This is a genomic window from Pontibacter sp. LHS1 (assembly GCF_058932855.1).
This window is the reverse complement of record NZ_JBZYWF010000033.1, coordinates 1-841: the sequence shown is the minus strand read 5'-3', so window position 1 is coordinate 841 and position 841 is coordinate 1. Positions and strand designations below refer to the sequence as shown.

Here is an 841-nt window from a genome sequence, read left to right as displayed (position 1 = left end):
TGTACCGTCCTGAAATAGGTTGACACAACTATCAACCTTATATGGAAAAAGCGACAGAGAAAAGAAGCAAGCGCACCCAGTGTGACTATACCTTGGGCTTTAAACTGCAGGTAGTGGCTGAGGTAGAGCGGGGAGACCTGACCTACAAACAAGCCCAGAAGAAGTACGGCATCCAGGGAAGAAGCACCGTTTTGGTTTGGCTCCGCAAGCACGGACGCTTAACTTGGGACTTCAATCCAGGCGCCATGGCAAAAACACCCAACCAACGCATCAAAGAATTAGAAGCCCAGCTGGCTGCTACTCAAAAGCAACTGAAAGAAGCCGAACTCAAGGCCAAGCTGCTGGACACCATCATTGACGTGGCCGAGGGCCAGATGGGCGTCCAGATCCGAAAAAAGCCGCTGGCCAAGCCGTCGAGCAGCTCCGCCGGGAAGGGCAGATAAGCCTTTCGCTGGCCTGCAGACTGCTTGGCCACAGCCGCCAAGCCCACTACCAGCGGCAGGAAAGGGCCCTGGGGCAAAGGGAGCTGGCTGACCGGGTCGTGGAGCTGGTGCAGCAGCTCCGGCTGCGGATGCCGCGCCTGGGCACCCGTAAGCTCCATTACCTCTTGCAGGAGCGGCTCGGGGTAGGACGGGACAAGCTTTTCGCCATCCTCAGGGACAAGGGGCTGCTGATAAAGCCCCGCAAGAGCTATCACAGGACGACCAATTCCAGGCACTGGATGAAAAAGCACAGCAACCTGGTGGAGGGGCTTCTCATCCACCGCCCCGAGCAGGTGTGGGTGGCCGACATCACCTACATTCCCACCCGGGAGGGGCACAATTACCTCTCGCTGGTGACC

Annotated in this window: 1 protein-coding gene and 1 pseudogene; both read left to right on the top strand. The window is 57.9% G+C overall.

Annotation, left to right across the window (positions count from 1 at the left end; all coding sequences use genetic code 11):
• Window positions 1–41: 41 nt before the first annotated feature.
• Window positions 42–443: a hypothetical protein gene (locus AC5FXQ_RS21755; RefSeq protein WP_493604512.1), complete on the top strand. Its 402-nt coding sequence runs from the start codon at window positions 42–44 to the stop codon at window positions 441–443.
• Between the two features lie 98 nt (window positions 444–541).
• Window positions 542–841: pseudogene (locus tag AC5FXQ_RS21750) on the top strand (IS3 family transposase); the annotation flags it as partial.

Bases quoted from the DNA above. Each gene is read 5' to 3' on its own strand.
- AC5FXQ_RS21755 (WP_493604512.1), top strand. From the start codon at position 42: ATGGAAAAAGCGACAGAGAAAAGAAGCAAGCGCACCCAGTGTGACTAT.